Source organism: Alcanivorax profundi (assembly GCF_003597125.1).
GTDB lineage: Bacteria > Pseudomonadota > Gammaproteobacteria > Pseudomonadales > Alcanivoracaceae > Alcanivorax > Alcanivorax profundi.
Map to the genome: position 1 here is coordinate 184,700 of NZ_QYYA01000005.1, position 13,990 is coordinate 198,689.

Annotated in this window: 13 protein-coding genes and 1 tRNA gene; 6 read left to right on the plus strand and 8 right to left on the minus strand. The window is 59.0% G+C overall.

Annotated elements, in window-relative coordinates:
- Positions 1-35: 35 nt before the first annotated feature.
- The 4 genes from D4A39_RS14795 to D4A39_RS14810 all read right to left on the minus strand — a co-directional run bounded on the left by D4A39_RS14795 (position 36) and on the right by D4A39_RS14810 (position 3,876).
- A tRNA-Phe gene (locus tag D4A39_RS14795) sits at positions 36-111 on the minus strand.
- Between the two features lie 53 nt (positions 112-164).
- A complete protein-coding gene (locus D4A39_RS14800; protein ID WP_022984765.1) occupies positions 165-449 on the minus strand; it encodes an oxidative damage protection protein in 285 nt (94 codons plus the stop codon).
- 33 nt (positions 450-482) lie between these two features.
- Entirely contained in the window at positions 483-1,571 is a 1,089-nt protein-coding gene (gene mutY / locus D4A39_RS14805) for an A/G-specific adenine glycosylase (RefSeq protein WP_119918504.1), read from the minus strand.
- A 91-nt stretch (positions 1,572-1,662) separates the two neighbouring features.
- Positions 1,663-3,876: an AsmA family protein gene (locus tag D4A39_RS14810; RefSeq protein WP_022984767.1), complete on the minus strand. Its 2,214-nt coding sequence runs from the start codon at positions 3,874-3,876 to the stop codon at positions 1,663-1,665.
- A gap of 250 nt (positions 3,877-4,126) precedes the next feature.
- On the opposite strand from D4A39_RS14810, the gene D4A39_RS14815 reads away from it, so the two are divergent.
- Entirely contained in the window at positions 4,127-5,971 is a 1,845-nt protein-coding gene (locus tag D4A39_RS14815; RefSeq protein WP_022984768.1) for a sensor histidine kinase, read from the plus strand.
- A gap of 78 nt (positions 5,972-6,049) precedes the next feature.
- On the opposite strand, the gene D4A39_RS14820 is transcribed toward D4A39_RS14815, so the two are convergent.
- Entirely contained in the window at positions 6,050-6,361 is a 312-nt protein-coding gene (locus D4A39_RS14820; RefSeq protein WP_022984769.1) for a GNAT family N-acetyltransferase, read from the minus strand.
- Between the two features lie 153 nt (positions 6,362-6,514).
- Here D4A39_RS14820 and hisB point away from each other — a divergent pair, with 153 nt between their 5' ends.
- From hisB to D4A39_RS14845, 5 genes are all read left to right on the plus strand, one after another.
- A complete protein-coding gene (hisB, locus tag D4A39_RS14825; protein WP_022984770.1) occupies positions 6,515-7,123 on the plus strand; it encodes an imidazoleglycerol-phosphate dehydratase HisB in 609 nt (202 codons plus the stop codon).
- Positions 7,116-7,757 (plus strand): imidazole glycerol phosphate synthase subunit HisH, encoded by a 642-nt coding sequence (gene hisH / locus D4A39_RS14830; RefSeq protein ID WP_022984771.1) that lies wholly within the window; start codon positions 7,116-7,118, stop codon positions 7,755-7,757. Before hisB ends, hisH begins: the two co-directional genes overlap by 8 nt.
- Before the next feature lie 86 nt (positions 7,758-7,843).
- Positions 7,844-8,584, plus strand: coding sequence for a 1-(5-phosphoribosyl)-5-[(5-phosphoribosylamino)methylideneamino]imidazole-4-carboxamide isomerase (hisA, locus tag D4A39_RS14835; protein ID WP_022984772.1), 741 nt, complete (start codon positions 7,844-7,846; stop codon positions 8,582-8,584).
- 15 nt (positions 8,585-8,599) lie between these two features.
- A complete protein-coding gene (gene hisF, locus D4A39_RS14840) occupies positions 8,600-9,376 on the plus strand; it encodes an imidazole glycerol phosphate synthase subunit HisF (protein WP_022984773.1) in 777 nt (258 codons plus the stop codon).
- A 385-nt stretch (positions 9,377-9,761) separates the two neighbouring features.
- On the plus strand, positions 9,762-10,643 hold the full coding sequence (locus D4A39_RS14845) for a bile acid:sodium symporter family protein (protein WP_102792637.1): 882 nt from the start codon (positions 9,762-9,764) through the stop codon (positions 10,641-10,643).
- On the opposite strand, the gene D4A39_RS14850 is transcribed toward D4A39_RS14845, so the two are convergent.
- The 3 genes from D4A39_RS14850 to D4A39_RS14860 all read right to left on the minus strand — a co-directional run bounded on the left by D4A39_RS14850 (position 10,628) and on the right by D4A39_RS14860 (position 13,938).
- On the minus strand, positions 10,628-11,395 hold the full coding sequence (locus D4A39_RS14850; protein ID WP_031226521.1) for a divergent polysaccharide deacetylase family protein: 768 nt from the start codon (positions 11,393-11,395) through the stop codon (positions 10,628-10,630). The two genes, D4A39_RS14845 and D4A39_RS14850, sit on opposite strands and share 16 nt — an antisense overlap.
- Positions 11,392-12,717 carry a S41 family peptidase gene (locus D4A39_RS14855; protein WP_119918479.1) on the minus strand — a complete coding sequence of 442 codons (1,326 nt, stop codon included), beginning with the start codon at positions 12,715-12,717 and terminating at the stop codon, positions 11,392-11,394. The genes D4A39_RS14850 and D4A39_RS14855 overlap by 4 nt, the downstream gene beginning before the upstream one ends.
- A 69-nt stretch (positions 12,718-12,786) precedes the next feature.
- Entirely contained in the window at positions 12,787-13,938 is a 1,152-nt protein-coding gene (locus D4A39_RS14860) for a murein hydrolase activator EnvC family protein (RefSeq protein ID WP_022985563.1), read from the minus strand.
- Positions 13,939-13,990: the final 52 nt, after the last annotated feature.

Genomic DNA, 13,990 nt, shown 5'->3' on the forward strand with positions numbered 1-13,990 from the left:
GAAAAAGGCCTCGCGAAGCGAGGCCTTTTCGAAGATGGTGCCCGGAGGCGGAATCGAACCACCGACACGGGGATTTTCAATCCCCTGCTCTACCGACTGAGCTATCCGGGCAATCAGGGCGCGTATTAAAGCCGCTGGAGACGGGTGCGTCAAGCCATGCGGGTTTATTTGTTCGCATCGTGAGCAACGGGGGTGTAACCCTCGGCTTTTTCGTAGCTCTCGTTGTTCAGAAAACGATCACGTTGTTCGTCGAGAAAGGTCTTGGCCTGTGGGTCCATCACGTTCAGGTGCTTCTCGTTGATCAGCATGGTCTGCTCGTGGAGCCATTCCTGCCAGGCTTTCTTCGACACGTTATCGAAAATGTCCTGCCCCTTCGGGCCGGGGAAGGGCGGGCGATCGAGTCCTTCCAGTTCGCTCTGGTATTTGCGGCACAGTACCGTGCGGCTCATGGCAACTCCGTGGCTGTGTGAGTGTGTTGGGGACTATACCATGCGTGGCTGACGCGGGGCGTCCAGCGTGGCCAGCAGCTTTTTCACCGGTGCGGCCAGCCCGAGCTTGCCGGGGGCCCGTGGATCCACCCAGCGACCGTCTCCGAGGCTCGTCGTGTCGCGGGTGCCTGCCGCCTGCACGGTCACTTCCAGTGGTGAAATATCCAGGTGGTAGTGGCTGAAGGTGTGACGAAACGACGCGAGCGGTTGCGGCGCGTCTACCGCGGAAAAGGCGCGGGCGCTGAGGGCCTCGGCCAGTGGGTGTTCCGTCTCGGTCTGGGGGAAACACCAGAGCCCGCCCCAGATGCCTTGCTGCGGGCGTTGCTCCAGCCAGACCCGTCCTGTCGGGTCTCGCAGAATGAGCATGGTGGTGGCACGGACGGGCAGGGCTTTTTTCGGTTTCTTGCCGGGGTAATCCTGCGGATTACCGTTGGCATGGGCCTGGCATCCGCGCTGGAGGGGGCAGGCGCCGCAGTCCGGGGTGCCTCGGCGGCACAGGGTGGCGCCCAGATCCATGATTGCCTGGGTGTAATCCGCCAGCCGGGTATCGGGGGTGTAATGCTCGGACAGCTCCCATAACCGGGTTTCTACCGGTTTCTTGCCGGGCCAGCCGGGCACGGCGTGATAGCGGGCCAGCACCCGTTTCACATTGCCATCGAGGATGGCGGCGCGCACCCCGCGGCTCTGGGCAAGGATGGCACCGGCGGTGGAGCGGCCAATGCCGGGCAGGGTGGCCATCTCGTCCACGGTGTTGGGGAACTCTCCCTGATAATTTTCCAGCAGCTGCCTGGCGCACTTGTGCAGATTGCGCGCGCGCGCGTAGTAGCCCAGCCCGGTCCACAGGTGCAGCACTTCATCCTGCTCGGCCAGGGCCAGGGTCTGTACATCCGGGAAGCGTTCCATGAAGCGCTCGAAGTACGGGATCACCGTGGCGACCTGGGTCTGCTGCAGCATGATTTCAGAGATCCACACCTGGTAGGGCGTGCGCGGATGCTGCCAGGGCAGGTCCTGGCGACCGTGCTGGTCGTACCAGGCCAGCAGTGCCTGACTGAAACGTTTTGGGCTAAGAGATTCGATGGGCATCAGGTTCTGGATGGTCATGGCGGAGATGGGCTTTCGCCCATTTCCGCCCTACGCGTGATTTTGGTTTTTGGCGTGCAGTGTGCCGCCTCTTTTATTTAAACAGCTTTTTCAGGCCATCCTGGAGTTGTTTGTTGACCTCTTCCCTGGCTTTCTTCTGGGCGGCATCCTTGATGACTTCTTCGGCGGTATCGCCTTCGCCTTCAATGCCGAGCTTTTCCTTCAGTTTGTCCTGGGTGGCCTTGGCGGCGACCTGTTTGCCGATGTCCTTGAAGCCATCCTTGTCGGGGCCGCACCACTTGGCAGGGCTGCCCGCCAGATTGCCTTCGCAGCGCAGAGGCCAGGTGGTGCCCTCCAGATACTTGGATTTGCCGAGTTCCGGGGACTGCATGCCAATCTTCAGATCGAAATCCTGATTGAGGATATTCATCCAGCCGTTGCCGCTAATCTCGCCTTTGCTGAGGGTCGCGTTGAGGCTGTCCAGGTAGGCGACATTCTTGTCCAGCCGCGCTTTGGAGGCGAGATCAAGGATCTTGGTATCTTCGGACAGGGCGGAGGGCAGTTTACCGGATTCCTGCCCGGGGATGAGCGCGGTGGCAAGCCCCTGGAACTGGCCAAGCATGTCGTTCACGCCGCCGACCAGAGTGTGGTACAGGTTCAGGCCGCGCACAGTGGCATCGGTCAGATTCAGGTCGATATTGCCCTTGGCGGAGTTCATCAGTGCTTTCTCGCTGTTGCCGCTGGCGCTGTAGTTGCCCGACATGGAGAAAATGCCTTTGGCCAGATCGTCTTCCAGGGCCATCTGGGCAATGGGCTGGATTTGCACGGTGCGGATCGTGTTGCTGGCGGACAGTTTCGGGGTGCTGCCGGAGGCGTCCAGGGTGGCGTTGGCACTGAAGTTGCCGCCGAGAGTGCTGCCGGTGGCCTGGGTCAGTTTGAGGACACCGTTTTTCGCGGTGACCGCAAATTTCATGTCGCTGGCATTGATGCCGTCGTAGCTGAGTTGGCCAATGGCCAGCTTGCCGTCCAGCAGCAGCGGACGCAGGGTGTCCACCGGAATCAGCTCTTCCTCGCTGAGGCTGTTGGTGCCGCCGGTCTTGCCGCCGCCGGCGGCAGCGGTGACGGGTTCTTCGGTGTTGCTGGCCGGCGGCATGTAGCCATCCAGTGCAATCTTGTCGAGGATCAGATCGAAGACGATCTTGCCGCTCTCCAGGCTGGCCAGACCGGCGCTGCCGCTGAGCGTGCTGTCGTCCAGGGTGATCTGCAACGGGCTGACCATGATGCTGCCGGGCTCGCCGCCAAGGGTGGCATCCAGAGCGACTTTGCTCAGGGCCTTGTCATCGCTGGTCTCGATGGGCGCTTCGCCAATGGCTTCCAGTGCCTTGTTGGCATCGAACGGCTCGGTGGTGAGCTTGCCGCTGAGCTGGAGATCGCCGGTCAGGGCTTTGACGTCCACATTGCCGCGGGTTTGCGTGCCCGCGGCGGTTAGCAGCAGATCCTTGATGCTGAGGGTGTCTTCATTGAGGTTTACATCCAGATTCTGCTCCAGATGCACCTCCACCGGCATGGTGGTGGCGCCGGCAATGTTGGCGTCCAGCTTCATCGGGTTAAGAACAAAGTGGCTGTTGTCGATATCTGCTGCCAGCACGGTGTCCAGGTTCAGGTCCACGCGCATATCGCTCTGGTCCTGATAGCGCAGGGACATCTGCAGCGGAAACGGCGCGTCCAGGTTCACGTCCTGGGCGTTCAGATTGAAATGCTCTACCACGATGTCGGTGCCATCGGCGGTGTTGCGATAGCGGACCTTGCCATCGGTGACGGCCACACTGGGAATGGTCAGCGGGATATCCATGCTGCCGCTGCTTGTGTCGTCTTCAGCTGGGCTTTCTTCAGCGGCGGTTTCTGCCTCGGTTTGCGGGCCAATTTGTTCCCAGTTGGCACCTTCCGGGCTATCGACCAGGTTCACTTCGACACCGCTGATGCTGATGCCATCCATTTCTACTTGCCCATAGAACAGGGGGAGCACGGCCACGCTGAGGCTGGCGTCATTGAGGGCGGCGAACAGGTCGTCCTCGTCAGCAATGCGTGCTTCGGTGCGACCGATGCTGACGCCGAGCGAAGGCCAGAACTGCCAGGCGAGATCTCCCTGGATATCCAGGGTCAGGTTGGCCTGTTCGCGGGCCTGTTTTTCGATCTCGGGTTTGAATTCATTGGGATCAATGACCTGGGTGATCACAAAAATGGCAATCGCTAATAGCAGGATGATGGCAAAAACCGTGATCAGCAAAATTTTTAGCAGGCGTCCCATGTAGCTCTCCTTGCGCGTTGGCCAGATGACACGGATTATAGCAGTCGGAAGTGACAGACTATACGACGCAGCTGTAAAACTCCCTGTGCATTCCCGGGCTGCCTGGGTAAGAACGGCGTTATACAGCGGCGCAGTTAAAATAATTATCGATGTGATGTTAGGGGAAGGGCGCTTGCGAAAGTTCCACACGCTATTGCTGTTGTTGCTGGTTTTTTTGTCACGGGCAGCTTGGGGGGTACAGGTATCACCTGTGTCTCTCGCAGAAGCCGGTGAGCGCGTTTCGCTGGGCGAGAAGATGCAGATACTGGAGGACCCGGAAGGGAACTGGTCCCTGGATCAGGTGCGAACCCATTTTGCCAGCCGGTTTCGCAACAACGATAGCAGTGCGCTGAATTTTGGTTTTACGCAAAGCACCATCTGGTTGCGCTTTGCGGTAGATGCTTCGCAGGCGCAGGGGAGCTGGTTTCTGGTAGAACGCTATCCCATTCTGGATGAAATCACCCTTTTTGTACCGGATGGTGAGGGGGGCTTTCAGGAGTATGCAGTGGGGGATACCCGTGCGTTCTCTCTACGCCCGATGAATCATCGTTCTTTCGTGTTCGCGTTGGAGACAGACTCAGGAGGGGTTACCGAGTATTACATCAAGATCCGGGGCAAGGGGGCGCTCAACATGCTGCCCATGCTCTATAGCGCCAAGGGGTTGGTAGAGTTTACCTATCTGGAGCAGTTGCTTCAGGGCCTTTTTTACGGCTCGCTGGTGATCATGCTGGTCTACAACCTTCTGTTATACCTGTCGTTACGAGATAACGTGCACTTGCATTTCGTGATGTTTCTCGGTGGTGTGATTTATTTCAATATTTGTGTCAGTGGTTTCGGGTTGCAGTACCTGTGGCCGGAATGGCCCAAGGTCAATGAGTACTTCTGGTTGGCCACCTACATCATCGCCCTGTCTCTGTCGCTTTATTCCCGGCAATTTTTGCAACTTGCCCAACGTTTCCCCCGCTATGAGCGTCTGTTACAGCGCTATCAAATTCTGATTGGCGTGGCCTTCCTGTTGCAGTGGTTGCTTGAGCCGCCGTATTCCTACCACCTTTCGACCATTGTCGCGCTGATAACAGTGGTGCTGTTCAGCTGGCTGGGCTGGACCGTGTGGCGGCAGGGGTTCCGGGTGGCCCGCTTGTATGTGTTGGCCTGGTCTGTCTTTTTGCTCACGATTTTCCTGTTTGCGCTGGGCAACCTTGGGCTGATGCCTTACAGCGTCGTGGTGCCTTACTTGCCTCACTTCGGGGCCCTGTGGGTGGTAGTCATGCTGTCTCTGGCGCTGGGAGACCGGATCCGTTTTCTTGAAAATGAGCGCAAGCAACTCGCACAGGAGGCGCAACATACACTGGAGCGCCACCTTGCGGATATCGAGCAGATGAACCAGGACAAATCCATGTTCCTGCAGTACATCAGCCACGAGCTGAATACCCCGATCAACTGGATCGGAGCGGCGGATACCCTGGGGCAGGGCAGTCAGGGTGAAAGTGAAGCAGATGTATGGGCCATGGTACGCAAGGGGCAAAAGCGCTTGACCGGTATTGTCGGTACGTCGCTGCGCTATTTTGACTTGTCTGACCGAAATCAGCCTCCCCTGATGGGGGCGTGCCAGCCTATGTGGGTGCTGGATGCGCTGATTCGGGATCTTGATGAACAGATTGAGCGTGCCGGGCTGACAGTGAGGAACAGGGTGTCACCGAACTTGCGGGTCCGGGCCTGCGAAAGCGAGCTGAAAGAAGTGTTTGCCATGGCGTTGGATAATGCCCTGCGTTTCAGTGCGGAGGGGGGGAGTGTTGAAATTACCTCTGACGTGGATGTGCCGGCAGGGCATGCGGATATCTGCATTCGCGATGAAGGGAAGGGTGCGACCAGTGAGCAGCTGGAACATATCCTGGAGCCCTTCTTTGTGATGGGCTCGCGCCATCATGAGGAGGGCTTCGGGCTATCGCTGGCCATGGGCAGGGTCATGATCGAGCAGGTCGGCGGGCAGCTTTGGGCGGAGAGTGCCGGGCCGGGCCGGGGCTTTACTCTGCACTTGCGATTGCCACTGGCCTAGGGAACCTATGAATAACGCCTTGCAGGATGAGCACGCCAGGCGTTGCCAAACGGCCCCCCTGCTGAGCGAGTAACCCTGTCAGCCGGTGCAGTGGTCCGGCAGCGTCAGTGGCTCGCCCAGGGCCTTGCCGATCAGACGAACGAAATCCTTGCCAACGCCCCGGCCGCGAGTGGCCGGATGAACCACCATCCAGTCCAGACACGGTTGGTTTTCTTCTATCAGGGCGATAGCCACCCGCTGGCCGTTGAAGTGGGCCACAAACAGCCTGCGATCGCCTGTAGACAGCGCGGATGCCAGCTTTTCACGGTATTGCGGGTCTTCGCGAAGCACCTTGTCAAAGGTGTCACATTCTTGCTGGGTCAGGGGGTGGGCCTGAACGCTGATCGGCATGGGGGCTCCTTCGCTGGTTCGGGGCTGTCGGGCTGCGTATAATAGCCGCCCCTGGATCTTCTGAATAACCCCTTTGTGTATTCCGGGCACCGTTGTTGGTGCGTTGGGCGGGTGGGATGACGATGCAGAGGCTCTTCAAACCGGGAGAAAGAGATGAGCAAGCGAAGCGCTACTGTTGAGCGCAACACCCTGGAAACCCAGATTCAGGTCACGATCAATCTGGATGGCACTGGCCAGTGCAAGCTGGACACCGGCCTGCCGTTTCTCGAGCACATGCTGGATCAGGTGGCTCGCCATGGTCTGGTCGATCTGGAGATCAAGGCCAAAGGGGATTTGCACATCGATGCCCACCACACGGTGGAAGATATCGGCATCACCCTGGGGCAGGCCTTTGCCAAGGCGATCGGTGACAAGAAAGGTGTTCGCCGCTATGGGCATGCCTATGTGCCGCTGGACGAAGCCCTGTCGCGCGTGGTGATCGACCTGTCGGGCCGCCCCGGTCTGGAAATGTTCGTGGATTTCACCCGCGGCAGCATTGGCGGCTTTGATGTGGACCTGTTCTACGAGTTCTTTCAGGGGCTGGTCAACCACGCCATGGTGACCCTGCACATCGATAACCTGCGTGGCAAGAATGCCCACCACCAGGCCGAGACGGTCTTCAAGGCTTTCGGGCGCGCCCTGCGCATGGCGGTGGAGCCTGATCCGCGCATGGACGGCATTACCCCTTCCACCAAAGGTACGTTGAGCGAAAAAGATGACTGAAGTGGTTGCCGTCATCGACTACGGCATGGGTAATTTGCACTCTGCGAGCAAGGCGCTGGAGAAAGTGGCCAGCGGCCAGACGATTTTGATTACCAGCGACCCGGACCAGGTTCGCGCGGCGGACCGGGTGGTGTTTCCCGGTGTCGGCGCGATCCGGGACTGTATCGCAGTGCTGCGCGACACCGGGCTCGATCAGGCCATCCACGATGTGGTGGCGGCGGGCAAGCCATTGCTGGGCATCTGTGTCGGCATGCAGGCCTTGCTGGCCCGCAGTGAAGAAAACAACGGTATTGACTGTCTGGGCGTGTTCAGTGGTCAGGTGAGTTTTTTCGGTGAGATGCTGGGTGAAACCGGTAACAAGCTGAAAGTGCCCCACATGGGCTGGAACCAGGTCCAGCAGGGCATGGCTCACCCCATGTGGGCAGGCATTGCCGATAATGCCCGTTTCTACTTTGTCCACAGCTACTGCGCCACCGACGTGCCGGAGTCTGACGTGGCGGGCTACTGTGACTATGGTCGCCGTTTTGCCGCTGCGGTCACGCGCGATAATGTCTTTGCGGTGCAGTTCCACCCGGAGAAAAGCGCAGATGCCGGCCTGACCCTGCTGGAAAATTTCCTGCGCTGGCAGCCTTGAGATCCATTGATAGTGGACAGTTGACAGCGATAACCCCGTTTCATCCGTTGCCTTCCTGTAGGGCAACCCAGTTTTGAGAAATCACGATGCTTTTGATTCCTGCCATTGATTTGAAAGACGGTAAATGTGTTCGCCTCAAGCAGGGGCGTATGGAAGACGACACGGTATTTTCCGACGATCCTGTGGCGGTGGCCACCCACTGGGTAGAGCAGGGGGCTCGCCGTTTGCACCTGGTGGACCTGAATGGGGCGTTTGCCGGTGAGCCGGTGAATGGCGATATCGTCAAGGCGATTGCCCAGAAGCATCCGGATCTGCCGATTCAGATTGGTGGGGGGATCCGCAGCCCGGAGATTATCCAGGCGTATCTGGATGCCGGTGTGCAGTGGGTGATCATCGGTACCAAGGCGGTGAACGAACCCGAGTTTGTGCGTGACATGTGCAAGCAGTTCCCCGGCCACATTATCGTCGGACTGGACGCCAAAGACGGCAAGGTGGCGACCGATGGCTGGGCGAATGTTACTGATGTTGATGTGATCGACCTGGCCCGGCAGTTTCAGGATGATGGTGTGTCTGCCATCGTCTACACCGATATCAGCCGTGACGGCATGCTGCAGGGGGTGAATGTGGAAGCCACCTTGCGCCTGGCCGAATCCATTTCCATTCCGGTGATTGCTTCTGGTGGTATCACCAATCTGGAAGATGTGCGTAACCTGTGCGCGGTGTCAGAACTGGGTATCAGTGGTGCTATCACCGGCCGAGCTATCTACGAGAAAACGCTGGATTTCGCTGAAGGCCAGGCGCTTTCCGACGAGCTGATCGGTGCCTGATCGGAGGATATTGTCATGGGCTTAGCCAAACGGATTATCCCCTGTCTGGATGTGGACGACGGGCGAGTGGTCAAGGGAGTCCAGTTCGTGGATATCCGCGATGCGGGGGACCCGGTGGAAGTGGCCAAGCGTTATAACGACGCCGGTGCCGATGAAATTACCTTTCTGGATATCACCGCCAGCCATGAAGGGCGTGATACCACCCTGCACACGGTGGAGCAGATCGCCAGCCAGGTGTTTATCCCGCTGACGGTGGGAGGCGGCGTTCGCACCCTTGAAGATATCCGTAACCTGCTTAACGCGGGGGCGGATAAGGTAGGCATCAACTCCGCTGCGGTGCACAACCCGGAGTTTGTTCGCGAAGCCGCTGAGCGCTTTGGCTCACAGTGCATTGTGGTGGCCATCGACGCCAAGAAAGTCAGTGCGGAAAGCGAGCCTAACCGCTGGGAAATTTTCACTCATGGTGGCCGCAAGCCCACCGGGCTGGATGCGGTCGAGTGGGCAAAGCGCATGACGGATTACGGAGCTGGCGAGATCCTGCTGACCAGTATGGATCGCGATGGCACCAAAAACGGGTTTGATATTGCCCTGACCCGTGCCATTTCCGATGCGGTGCCGGTGCCGGTGATTGCCTCCGGTGGGGTGGGTAACCTTCAGCACCTGGTGGATGGTGTGATTCAGGGCGGGGCGGATGCAGTGCTGGCGGCCTCGATTTTCCACTTTGCCGAGTACACCGTGGCAGATGCCAAGCGTTACATGCAGAACGCCGGTGTGGAAATGCGATTGGATTGAGGTGATTCGCGTCAGCCGTCGCGGTCTGTAGCCGTGAGGGAGCCCCTGAATAACTCCTTGCACGCTCAGCGTGACCTGGAGCGTGCAGCTTTTGTGTCTTGTCTCGACGGTAAGGGTGGTTCCCTTTCCTAGAGGCAAGGCGCAGCAGATGTGCGCTCCAGGCCGCGCCCTTTGGGTCTTTCAGGCTGGCCCACACTCGTTGTTGCGCTTTCTCGATGGATGGACATACACCTTCAAAACCGCGCCTAGATTGTGAGCCAGCCTGAAAGACTGAGCGTGCAAGGAGTTATTCAGGGGCTCCCTAATACTGGCCATAAATGGAACCCTGTTTTACTCTCGATGTTTTGCGACAACAAAACATAAGAAGACCACGGGAGAGTAAAACATGGGTTCCAGCGCATTGATTGATATCGGGTTGCCGATATCCCTGTTTCTGATCATGGTGGGGATGGGGATGACCCTCACCCCGCGCGACTTCCGGGAAGTCGCCATCGCCCCGCGAGGTACCGCCTACGGGCTGGTTTGCCAAATCCTCCTGCTTCCCTTGATTGCTCTGGGCGTGGCCCATGCCATGGATTTGTCTCCGGCATTGGCGGTTGGCCTGATCGTGATTGCGGCCTGCCCGGGGGGAACCACGTCCAACCTGTTCGTCTATCTGGGGCGCGGGGATGTGGCGCTGTCCATCGTGCTGACGGTGCTTGCCAGTCTGATCACGGTGTTGACCTTGCCCGCGTTCACCGGCTGGGCACTGGAGCGCTTTCAGGACTCGTCACAAAGCTTCGAGTTGCCGGTGCTGCGCACCATCATCACCCTGATCGTCATCATTCTCCTGCCTGTCGCGATCGGCATGGCCATTCGGCATTTTCGTCAGTCCTGGGCGGAAAAAGGAGAGAAAGCCGTCGGTCTGCTCGGGTTGCTGGTGTTGGTGGCCGTGATTGCGTTGCTGTTGATCGAGCTGGGCGAAGAGGCGCTGGATCTGTTCAAGAAGGCGGGTGTGTCTGCCATCATTCTCAATGTGGCCGGCATCGTGCTCGGTATGGTCGGCGGGCGTCTGATTGGCCTCAGCCGTGATCAGGCTTTTACCGTGGCTATCGAGCTTGGCATCAAGAATGGCACGCTGGGGTTGATGGTGACACTGACGTTACTGCAATCCGAGGCGATGTCAGTGCCGTCAGCGGTGTATGGGGTGCTGATGTTTGTGTTCGGCTTCCTGATGATTGGCTATGCGCGCCTGACCGGGATTGGCCGGGCTCAGGATTCTGCCTGAGCCTGTGGGGAGGCATCGGCGGTGTTCACTGCCGGCGCCTCCAGCAGGTCCGAGACCGGCACGACTTCAATGCCCGCTTGCTCCATCAGGGGCAACACTTGCTGCAGGTAGTGCACGGTTTCCGGGTAGGGGTGGCCTATGGCGATTGCCTGCCCGCGCTGTCGTGCCAGCTGGAGCAGCTTGTTGAACTGACGATTGATGCTGGCGAGATCGCGCTGATTATCCAGGAAGATATCTCGCCCTGCGCTGGCGATGCCGACACGCTGGGCGGTGCGCTGCGCTACAGAGCGGCCGCTGGTGCGGCTGTCCACAAAGAATAGCTGGTGCGCTTTCAGTTCGCCCATCAACCAGCCCATGGGTTCGGCTTGCTCTGTCAGGGCGCTGCCCATGTGATTATTGAGCCCGCGGGCCTGGGGAACCTGCCCTAGCGCCTCGCGCACTGCCTGCAATATCTCCGTCTGCTGCATGCCCAGCGTCAGCCCGCCCCGGTCGAGTCTGGCCTGTTGTTGGGCGGCCATGGGCATGTGCACGATGACCTCCTTGCCAGCCAGACTGGCGCGTTCTGCCAGCCGTGATCCATGGGGAGAGAACGGAATAACGGCACAGGTCACATCCGCAGGAAGATCCGTGATGGCTTTACCCCGGGAATAGCTGTAGCCGAGGTCATCAATGATGATCGCGATCCGTGGAGAGGCCTGGCTGTGCTGGCTGAGGGCCAGCACAGCCAGGGTTATCAGGAGCGGAAGCCTCATTCTGTGTCGGTGTCAGGATTGCTGTCGGAGTGATCGGCTTGAGCAAGTACGACGCCTTTCAGGACGGATAGCGCTTGCGCAAGGGCGTAGTCTTCCTGAGCCAGAGAGCGGGTTTTCTTGCTGTTTTTCTGCTCATTGTTTTCATTGTTCAAGTGGCGGGGAAGATCCGATTCCCGGACATGTTGGTCTTCACGCACCTCGAGCCGGGTGACCACGTCGACACTGATGTCCGGTTCGATACCTTCCGCCTGGATCGAGCGACCATTCGGAGTGTAGTAACGAGCCGTCGTCAGTTTGAGGGCCCGGTCCTTACTGAGTGGCAGTACCGTTTGTACGGAGCCTTTACCGAAGGTGCGGTTGCCAACCACGATGGCCCGGTGTTGGTCTTGCAGGGCGCCAGCCACAATTTCAGAAGCGGAGGCGCTGCCACCATTGACCAGAACGACCAGTGGGACGCCAGCCAGCTGGTCACCCGGTGTTGCCTTGAATTCGCTGCGACTGCCTGGCTGGCGGCCTTCGGTATAGACTACCAGGCCTTTATCCAGGAACAGGTCGGCCACTTCTACTGCGCCCCCCAGTACGCCGCCTGGGTTGTTACGCATGTCCAGAACCAGTCCTTGTAATTCCCCTTTGGCGGACAGTTTCTCCAGGGCTTTTGCAGTATCGCTGCCGGTATTGTTCTGGAACTGGGAAATGCGGACATAGCCCAGACCGGGCTCCAGCAGGCGTGATTTGACGCTGTGCATCTGGATCTTGTCGCGCTTCAGTGTGACCTGGCGGGGGTTTTCTTTCCCTTCGCTCAGCACCATGAGCTCGATTTCGGAGCCCACTTCGCCGCGCATCAGTTCCACGGCTTCACTCAGTGACAGCCCTTTCACAAAGGTGTCGTCAATTTTCAGGATCAGGTCGCCGGCCTGGATGCCGGCTTTGCTGGCAGGGGAGTCATCCACGGGAGTGACCACTTTGACGAAACCATCTTCCATGGTGACTTCGATGCCCAAGCCACCAAATTCACCTGTGGTGGTGATCTGAAGGTCGTCAAACTGGTCAGGGGTCAGGTAGCTGGAGTGAGGGTCGAGTTCGTACAGCATGCCGCGGATGGCCGATTCGAGCAGCTCGCGATCATCGATCTGCTCGATGTAGGCACCGCGGATCCGTTCCATGACTTCGGCGAAGGCGCGCAACTCGTCCACGGGGACACCCTGCTGGCGAGCCTGCTGGTCCAGGGCAGGATCCTCGGCATGAGCGAAGCCGAAAGGCAAAGCGGATAGAATCCCCGCCAGCATGGCGGAGCGCAGGGCTGTCAGCGTGAATTCAGGCATTCATTATCCCCGGATGGCCAGCCATTCCTGTGGCCGGCACGATGTTGTTTGTGAGCTGCGGCGCATGAATTAAAGGCGTCCCAGCGTAGGCAGTGTAACACGGCGGTCGCACCAGCGGGCCGGGTTCTGGGCTTTGCCTCGATGACGAATTTCGAAGTACAAACCGCTGCCCTGGTTGCTACCGGTGTTGCCGGCAAGGGCCAACGGGTCACCCGTGGCCACCCACTCTCCCACTTCGCGCAGCAGTGATTGATTGTGTCCGTACAGGGTGAGGTAGCCATCACCATGGTCGACGATGGTAAGTAGACCATAGCCGCGTAACCAATCAGCGTAGACCACGCGGCCAGGATGAATGGCCCGTATCGGGGTGCCGGCAGGTGCAGACAGAATCACCCCTTGCCAACGGAGCGCCCCCTCACGACGACTGTTGTAGCTGGTAGCAATACGGCCTTCCACAGGCCAGGGCAGTTTACCGTTGAGTTTGCCAAAGGGTTTGCCGCCGATCTCGGCAGGGATGTCGTCAAGGCTGCGTTGCATGTCTGCCAGCAGCTTTTCAAGCCGATTCTGGTCCGACTTCAGCCTGTCGATACTGCCGCCCCGTTCCTTGAGTGACTGGTTGAGGGTGGCGAGAGTCTGCTGCCGTGCGGTTTGCGCTTGTTGCAGCTTCTGCGCGTGCCGCTGCACGTCGCTGCGTTGATCCAGCAGGGCGCTGCGGGCCTGATTGACTCTGACGCTGATCGCCTGAAGATCCGAAAGTTCGCGGCTGAGGGTCTGGACTCGCTCGGCTCGGGCGCGTTGATAATATTCCTGGTAGCGCATCAATCGGGCAATCTGATCCGGCTGCTCCTGATTGAGTAGCAGTTTGAGCCGTTCCTGCCGGCCAGTTTGGTAGCTGGCGCGCACCGTTTTTGCCAGCCAGGCCAGTTGGGACTGTTTGTCCCTGGCGAGACGAGCCTGATCTGCACGAAGTGCATCCAGGCGTTGCTGGGATTCGCTGACCTTGCGTTCCAGTTGGCGGCGTTCTTTTGACAGCCGGCTGATGCGCAGGTCTGCTTCACGAAGCTCTGCCTGCAAGGCATCTCGTTCCCGCAGTTCCTTGCCCTGGGCGTCACTGAGGGCGCGTATTTGCGATTTCAGCTCTTCCAGATCGGCCTTGGTCGGCGTGCCTGCCGCCAGACCAAGAGCGGGAAGCAGGAGCAATAACAGGATATGCAACCGCATGGTTTTACCTTACCCCCCCGGGGATGTGTATACTTGGCGCCGCTTTTATCTT

Bases quoted from the DNA above. Each gene is read 5' to 3' on its own strand.
- D4A39_RS14820 (WP_022984769.1), bottom strand. From the start codon at position 6,361: ATGCCGATCAGCGTTCAGGCCCACCCCCTGACCCAGCAAGAATGTGAC.
- hisH (WP_022984771.1), top strand. From the start codon at position 7,116: ATGACTGAAGTGGTTGCCGTCATCGACTACGGCATGGGTAATTTGCAC.
- D4A39_RS14810 (WP_022984767.1), bottom strand. From the start codon at position 3,876: ATGGGACGCCTGCTAAAAATTTTGCTGATCACGGTTTTTGCCATCATC.
- hisB (WP_022984770.1), top strand. From the start codon at position 6,515: ATGAGCAAGCGAAGCGCTACTGTTGAGCGCAACACCCTGGAAACCCAG.
- D4A39_RS14850 (WP_031226521.1), bottom strand. From the start codon at position 11,395: ATGAGGCTTCCGCTCCTGATAACCCTGGCTGTGCTGGCCCTCAGCCAG.
- D4A39_RS14860 (WP_022985563.1), bottom strand. From the start codon at position 13,938: ATGCGGTTGCATATCCTGTTATTGCTCCTGCTTCCCGCTCTTGGTCTG.
- D4A39_RS14800 (WP_022984765.1), bottom strand. From the start codon at position 449: ATGAGCCGCACGGTACTGTGCCGCAAATACCAGAGCGAACTGGAAGGA.
- D4A39_RS14845 (WP_102792637.1), top strand. From the start codon at position 9,762: ATGGGTTCCAGCGCATTGATTGATATCGGGTTGCCGATATCCCTGTTT.
- hisF (WP_022984773.1), top strand. From the start codon at position 8,600: ATGGGCTTAGCCAAACGGATTATCCCCTGTCTGGATGTGGACGACGGG.
- hisA (WP_022984772.1), top strand. From the start codon at position 7,844: ATGCTTTTGATTCCTGCCATTGATTTGAAAGACGGTAAATGTGTTCGC.
- D4A39_RS14855 (WP_119918479.1), bottom strand. From the start codon at position 12,717: ATGCCTGAATTCACGCTGACAGCCCTGCGCTCCGCCATGCTGGCGGGG.
- mutY (WP_119918504.1), bottom strand. From the start codon at position 1,571: ATGCCCATCGAATCTCTTAGCCCAAAACGTTTCAGTCAGGCACTGCTG.